The sequence below is a fragment of the Aquidulcibacter paucihalophilus genome, from assembly GCF_002105465.1.
GTDB classification, from domain to species: domain Bacteria; phylum Pseudomonadota; class Alphaproteobacteria; order Caulobacterales; family Aquidulcibacteraceae; genus Aquidulcibacter; species Aquidulcibacter paucihalophilus.
In genome coordinates this window covers 1-7064 of record NZ_NCSQ01000132.1, presented here as the reverse complement: position 1 = coordinate 7064, position 7064 = coordinate 1, and the positions used below count along the sequence as shown (strand labels likewise).

Sequence of the window (7064 nt, the reverse complement as noted above, 5' to 3'; positions counted from 1 at the left end):
ACCAAACCGATTTGGGAATCCCCTTTGTCAACAGGCCCTAAACCTCATAGTAATGGCAATAAAGAGCAATTTCTAGCCCCATATGGTTAACTGGCGAGGAAAAATTTTAGTCTAGGGCTCGTGCGATGGGCTAAGGCCGTGCTAAGGATGTCGGATGTCACTTTGGAAACGACTCCTTGATCTCGCCGGCACGGCCTTCCACCATGCCCAGCATGATGCGGAACCCGCAGACCCGTGTGCGCCAGATCCCGGTGATATGGAGTTTGCCGCTGCTGTTGTCGCCTTGGCCGCAAAAATGGCACGAGCCGATGGCAAGTCGACTTTAGACGAGGCCGCAGCCTTTCGCGCGGCCTTCCCCATTGCGCCCGATGATCGGCCCATGTTCGACAAGCTGTTCGCTTTGGCACAGGAAACAGTGCATGGGTTTGAGGGCTATGCGAAGCGGATCGGCAAACGCTATGTGGCCAAACCTTGCCTGCTTGAAGATGTCTTAGACGTTTTATTTGCGGTGGCGTCAGCTGATGGGGCCATCACCGAAGGCGAACTGAGCTATTTGACGCGTGTGTCAGAGCTTTTTGGGTTCACCGAGACAGAGTTTGCCCGTATCTCCGCCCCCTATTTCCCCGATCGTGCACCCGATCCCTACACCATTTTGTCGGTGTCCATTCAGGCCAGTGATGACGATATTCGCAAAGCCTGGACCCGCTGTGTGGCCGAGAATCATCCCGACAAATTCATAGCTCGCGGGGCCCCGGTTGAGTTTATCAAGGCCGCTCATGAAAAGACTGCTGCGATCAATGCGGCCTATGAGCAGATCAAAGCCAGTCGAAAACAAAAAGTGCGGGCTTCAAACAGCTTGGAATCGGGTGGGCCACGCATGAATCCCGCCAATGTCTATCAAAACGCACCAGCGGGATCATAAAACTGGGCACAAACACTTGACGTTAAGCGTTTCAGTGCCAATCTCTCCCTCATGCGTTCACTGTCTCACACCGCCCGGGCCATGTTTCAAAGCACCGTCGCTTTGGTATCAGGCTTGTTGATCGTTTCAGCGTTATTCTTCGGCGTGATGGCCATGGCCATTGCTGGCCTAGTAATTGGCTTTGCTGGCGCTGTGCTGGCCAACTTCCGCCAACCTGAAACGCGTGCTGTAGTCACACTAGAAGCTCGTCGCACCGGCCGTGGCTGGAGCGTGGACCCGTCGGGCCGCTAAGCCACTTTTCCACTATTGAGCGTGCATGCGTGTCCACCGGGCGCGCAGAGGCGTCGTTTGCGGCTGTTTTCGCACACGCCGATGCAGCAAACCATTGACCTCAAATCTCTGACTATGGAACGAGACCTCTATGCGTCCAGCCGATTTCCTCTTGCTTTTTGCCTGCTGTGTCGCGTGGGGCCTAAACCTGCCACTAACCCGATGGCTGGTGGCTGATATTCCACCCATCTTTCTCGCTGGTCTTCGGTTTTTGGGTTTGGCGCTTTTGTTGTCGCCGTTTCTGCGCCCCTTCCCCAAGCAATTTGGCCTCGTCTTTGCGATTGCTATGTGTATTGGCGGGGTTCACTTCGCCCTTTTGTTCTTGGGTCTGCAGGCAGCCCCAGCCAGTGCAGTTGCGATTGTGGGCCAGCTTGGTTTGCCCATCGTCACCATTCTTTCCATCATTTTCTTACATGAAAAAGTACGCTGGCGGCGTACCTTGGGGATGACTTTGGCATTTGCTGGCGTCATCGCCATCCTTTATCAGCCAGGCAAGTTCAGTTTCGAGATTGGTCTGGTTTATGTCGCAGCGTCTGCTTTTGTCGGCGCGACGGGCTCGATCCTGATGAAGCGGTTGGACCCGATCCCTGCCCTCAATTTACAAGCCTGGGTTGGCCTTCTCTCCATCATTCCGCTCTTTGGTCTGTCCTTTGTGATGGAGACCAATCAGATCCCGTCGCTTCTCCAGTCAGACTGGCATGTCTGGGCAGGGATTGTGTTTTCGATTGTCGTGGTCTCTATCTTTGGCCATTCGGCCTATTATCAGCTGGTCAAAAAATACGACATCACACTTCTCGCACCTTTGACCCTGATGACGCCGGTAATTGCCGTTGCCACAGGTATCTTTATCCTAGACGAGCCGATCACGCTGAAGCTGATCATTGGGGGTGGCCTCACGCTGGCGGGTGTGTTCTTAGTAGCGGCTCGTGAAAACAAAAGCCTGCCCAGTGATGCGGTTGCGCAGGCCAAAACAGGCTGAGATTGTCAGATGTTTGGTAATCCTATTTCTACTCGCCAGCCACGCCAAAGCCGGACCCGAAACGTGATGCCGCTTGAAATCATCCAATCCCCCTCGCCTAATTTTGATGAGCGTAAGCGGCCGATCCGCTTCGTGGTGCTTCATTATACCGGCATGCAAAGCTCCGATGCTGCACTGCGGGTCTTGTCGGACCCCGCCCCCATGCGCACGGCTTATCTAAACGACATCCCGACCAACCCACTTTTGCCCGACGGCACGCCTGCCCCCAAAACGCTGGTTCCTTCCCCTATGAGCCGGGTGTCGAGCCATTATCTGGTCTATGAGGATGGTCGCATCTTTCAATTGGTCGATGAGTCTAAGCGCGCTTGGCATGCCGGACGCGGCTTTTGGGACGGCGAGACCGATATGAACTCAGCCTCCGTTGGAATCGAGATCGCCAATGGCGGCGATGATTATGGTTTGCCCGAATACCCAGAGGTGCAGATAGAGCGCGTTATGGCATTGGTAGCCGATATTGTCCGCCGCCATGGGCTCGATCGCCAACATGTGATTGGCCATTCCGATCTTGCCCCGATGCGCAAATCCGACCCTGGCGAGAAATTCCCCTGGAAGCGCTTTGCCGATGCTGGCCTTTCAATCTGGCCAGAGCCGGCTTTAGAAGATGGCGATCAGCGCAATCTGTTTGACCAAGATGGCATGATGGACCGCGGCATTGCGGTGGTTCAAACCGGCCTTGGCACCATCGGCTATGGCGTGACCGTCAATGGCATTTTGGATACCGAGACCCGGGCCGTATTACGCGCGTTTCAGCGCCGTTTTCGTCCCAGCAAAGTTGATGGCTTTATTGATGTCGAGACCGTGTCTCTTGTGGCGCGTGTGGCTGCCATCTTGCGCCCGGCCTAGCTTTGCCGCATGAGTCAGGCGTCAGACGGTCGGGCGGCCGCTCTTGCAAGGCTTGAAAAGGCGCAAGGGAGGAAAGTCCGGGCTCCACGCAAACATGGTGGCGGGTAAGGCCCGCCGGGGCGCTGCTTTCGGGCAGGGCCTCAGGGATAGCGCCACAGAGAATAGACCGCCCGTCAGGTCTTTGGACTCGACAGGTAAGGGTGAAACGGTGGGGTAAGAGCCCACCGCTCCGACCGTAAGGAAGGAGGCATGGCAAGCCCCACCAGGAGCAAGACCGAATAGGGACACCATGTGGCAGGCTTTGCTTGTCACGGCTCGTTTGTGGGTTGGCGTGTCCGGGTAGGTCGCAAGAGGCCCTGTGCGAACAGGGTCCCAGATGAATGGTCGCACAGAGGGGGCAACCCCTTGGACAAAACCCGGCTTATAGACCGTCTGACATTTTGCCTCCGCGGAGGCATAGGCTGCTGCAACGCCTTTCCAAGGGCAGACAACCAAACCCAAAAACTGCTGCCGACGGGCGGGGTGCATGCCTTACCCTACACACTCGATCCCGCGCCGCGCGCCATTAAACCAAATCGGTCACGGCACTGACTTTTCAACCAACGCAGACTAGCAAACCAAAGGGCAAGTCGGCATACTCGCCCGTGGCGGTCGGGGCGCAATCTGTCGAGAACTGGAACCGGAACAGGGTAAGCGATCTTTTCCTTCACCCTCTCAACAGCTTATGCAAGGAACGCCAGTCAACGCATTGAGCGTGATGAATCATCCACGCTAGAGGATAGAGGCTGGAGAAATTGACAATGGGGAAAAATTGGCTGTCGCAGCGTGCAAGCGGCTGGATTTCTGGCGTGTTAGCCCTGATCTTCGCCCAATTACTGGCGCAACCGGCATTTGCCCAGCCGACCGGCACCGCCCTGATGCCCCCACAAATTGCCGCCCGCCAGGTGGTCCCGCCGCATGTGGTGCCAGGCACCCGTTACAATCCTGCGATCCCCACCCCAACAGACGCACTTGGCTATACCCTTGGTGAGCATCCAGTCCGCCACCATGACCTTCTCTCCTATATGGGCACGCTGGACCGGCTGTCAGACCGGATCAGCGTCGAGGAAATCGGCCGCTCTCACGAGCGCCGCCCAATCCTGTTGTTAAAGATCACGAGCCCATCCAACCATGCGCGCCTCGAACAATTGCGTACCGAACATCTGGCCCGGCTGGAGGCCGGAGTTGACGCGCCTGCCGATGCGCCCGTGTTCGTCTGGGCCAATTTCGGCGTGCATGGGGCCGAGGCCTCGGCCCAAGATGCGGCGCTGGCCACGGTCTATCATTTTGCCGCAGCCACTGGCAGCGAGATCGACGCAATGCTCGACCGGGCCGTGATCCTGGTGGTGGTGGTTCTCAATCCAGACGGCCATGCGCTGCGGGTCTCAAGGGTTGACCGTTTTTCAGGCGCTGCCGGGGTGAGCGATCCTGCCCATTTCCAGCATAGTGGCTGGGGCGAGGCGCGGGTCAACCATTATGGCTTTGACCTTAACCGCGACTGGCTTTTGGTGAGCCAGCCAGAGGCACGCGCATGGGTTGGGGCTTGGCAGCGCTGGGTCCCCCAACTCTCATTGGACCATCACGAGATGGGCTCGAACAGCAGCTTCTATTTCCATCCCGGAGAGCCACGGCGCGTCAATGCCCTGATCACAAGGCGGCAGACCGAGTTGGCAGAGAAGATTGCGGGCTATCATTCCCGGGCGCTCGATCCAGATGGCGTGCTCTATTATGCCGAAGAAGGGTTCGATAATTTCTATATTGGCAAAGGATCAACCTATCCGCAGGTCAATGGCGGCGTTGGTATTCTGTATGAAGCCGGCACTGCCGCCGGCGGGGCCGTGGAAGGCCGCAATGGCCTTCGCACCTATGCGGAGAATATCAGACTGCAATTCCGGGCCAATCTGGCCGCCGTCACCGGCGCAATTGAGATCCGGCGCGACCTAACCGCGTCACAAACCGCCTTCTTCCGTCAGGCGCGTGCCAATGCCCGTGCAGCTGGGCCTGCAGCTTACGTGGTTGCCGCCCCCGACGATCCAGCGCGGATGCAGCGTTTCTTGGCGCTTCTGGCCACCCATGGCGTGACCGCCCATGCGCTGAGCGAGACCATCGAGGTGGGGGGCCGCCGGTTCGAGGCCGGGCGTGCCTATCTGGTGCCCACCGACCAGCGGCAGGCTGCCATGGTGCGCGGCATCTTTGAGACGCCGAAATCCTTCGAAGAGAACGTCTTTTATGACGTATCGGCCTGGACCATGCCGGTAGCCTATGACCTTGATTGGGCCGCCCTGGAGCCAGGTGCCTTCCGCCCTCGGCTTTTGGGAGAGCGGGCGCGCGGCGGGTTTGATCTTGAACCCGCACCAACAGCGGTTCTCGCCGAAGGGGCTTACGGCTATGTCGTGCGGTGGAGTGACCGCGCTGCCCCGCGCGTGGCGGGAGAACTGCTCCGCGCGGGCCTGTTGGTGCGGGCAGCTTCGGCGCCGTTTGAAGCAGCGACACCCTCTGGACCCGTAGCATTCGGGCGCGGCGCGCTGTTTGTGCCGACTGCCGGGCAAGAGATGGATGCAGCCACCCTTCACGCTTTCATGACCAAGCTGGCGCGAGACGGCGGCGCGAAGATTTCGCCGATTGTGTCTGGCCGTACGCCCAGCACCGCGACAGACTTTGGCGGCAACAAATCTTGGACCACGATCACCCGGCCTGAAATCCTGTTGCTGTTTGCCGGGGACGCCCCGCGCATGGAGGCCGGAGAGGCTTGGTGGCTCTTGGACCACGAGATGGGCTTGCCCGTCACGCTGCGCCGCGCGAGCGACCTGAGCCGGACAGAGCTGTCACGCTATACCCATATTCTCGCGATGGGTGCGGTCTCGTCCGGCTGGAGCCGGGCTGAGACCGAAGCGCTAGCGCGCTGGACGCGGGGCGGCGGGGTGCTCATCGCCAGTGGCACCGCTGCCCAATGGGCGCAGCGGGCCCTCGCAACCGAGACTGGCGAGACAGCCGCTGGTGGTGCCAGCCCATCCGCGCGGCCTGCAACACCACGTGCCGCTACGCCTGCACCGGATGGCAATGAAGCCAAATCCTCTGATCCGGCACAAGCGCGGCCTGCCCAGCCGGCACGCGACCGCCGCGATTTTGATCGCATGGAAGCTGGCGAGACCGAGCACATCATCGCCGGGGCCCTCTTCAAGACCGACTTGGATCCGAGCCATCCATTGGCGTTTGGACATACCGACCGCGATCTTGCGATCATGAAGGTTGGCACTGGCGTGCTTGAATGGCCTCAAGACGATGCCTATGCGGTGGTGGCCCGCTATCACGAGGCTCCGCTTCTGGCGGGCTATGCGTCGCGCACATCCATCGCCCGTGTAGCCGGGGCACCCGCCGTCACCGCCACCCAGCGCGGTACAGGCACGTTGGTTCTATTTGCCGACAACCCCACCTTCCGTGGCACTTTCCCCGGCACAGAACGCCTCTTGCTCAACGCGATTTTCATGAACCGCCACATCCGAGCGCCCCGCGCCCCAGATCTCTCGGACGAAAGTGACTGATCTGGGCGTGGGTGAATAAGCTTCGGGCACCATGGTGCATTCGACAAAAATGCACCATGGCGAGGCCCCCGCCCGAAGATCGTTGATGTTGAGCAGCCGTTAAAGGTCTCAGAACGCTTCAAAGCGTCGCTCCGCTTGTTTTAAAGCTGCCCAAAACGGGGTAGTGCGCAAGTCGGGGTGTTGATCGGCGCGCCTGTGGCGCGTCGGCGCAGCCGATTTCACCTTTTGATACATCCCGTTGCGCGCGCAAACTCGAACGAAGCCTTTGCGTAGGCAAAGCCTTCTATAGAGGCTTTCCAAGTGGAAGAATCGTACCCATTCGCCGAGGGCCACATACCGGTGAGGTATG

At 59.0% G+C, this 7064-nt stretch carries 6 protein-coding genes and 1 other RNA gene; 6 read left to right on the top strand and 1 reads right to left on the bottom strand.

Annotated features, from left to right (window positions below; all coding sequences use genetic code 11):
* Positions 1–154: 154 nt before the first annotated feature.
* The 6 genes from B7364_RS08600 (at position 155) to B7364_RS08575 (ending at position 6715) form a co-directional block, all read left to right on the top strand.
* On the top strand, positions 155–922 hold the full coding sequence (locus B7364_RS08600; RefSeq protein WP_085339592.1) for a J domain-containing protein: 768 nt from the start codon (positions 155–157) through the stop codon (positions 920–922).
* Positions 923–973: 51 nt separating this feature from the next.
* Positions 974–1213 (top strand): hypothetical protein, encoded by a 240-nt coding sequence (locus tag B7364_RS08595; protein WP_085339591.1) that lies wholly within the window; start codon positions 974–976, stop codon positions 1211–1213.
* 130 nt (positions 1214–1343) lie between these two features.
* Positions 1344–2231, top strand: coding sequence for a DMT family transporter (locus B7364_RS08590; protein WP_085339590.1), 888 nt, complete (start codon positions 1344–1346; stop codon positions 2229–2231).
* A 9-nt stretch (positions 2232–2240) separates the two neighbouring features.
* On the top strand, positions 2241–3134 hold the full coding sequence (locus B7364_RS08585) for a peptidoglycan recognition protein family protein (protein ID WP_232780853.1): 894 nt from the start codon (positions 2241–2243) through the stop codon (positions 3132–3134).
* 21 nt (positions 3135–3155) lie between these two features.
* Positions 3156–3574: RNase P RNA component class A (gene rnpB, locus B7364_RS08580), an RNA gene on the top strand.
* 360 nt (positions 3575–3934) lie between these two features.
* Positions 3935–6715, top strand: a complete 2781-nt coding sequence (locus B7364_RS08575) for a M14 family zinc carboxypeptidase (protein WP_085339589.1) — start codon at positions 3935–3937, stop codon at positions 6713–6715.
* Positions 6716–6823: 108 nt separating this feature from the next.
* Here B7364_RS08575 and B7364_RS18130 read toward each other — a convergent pair.
* Positions 6824–7064, bottom strand: a 241-nt coding sequence (locus tag B7364_RS18130) for a hypothetical protein (protein ID WP_232780852.1), incomplete at its 5' end; no start/stop codon positions are given.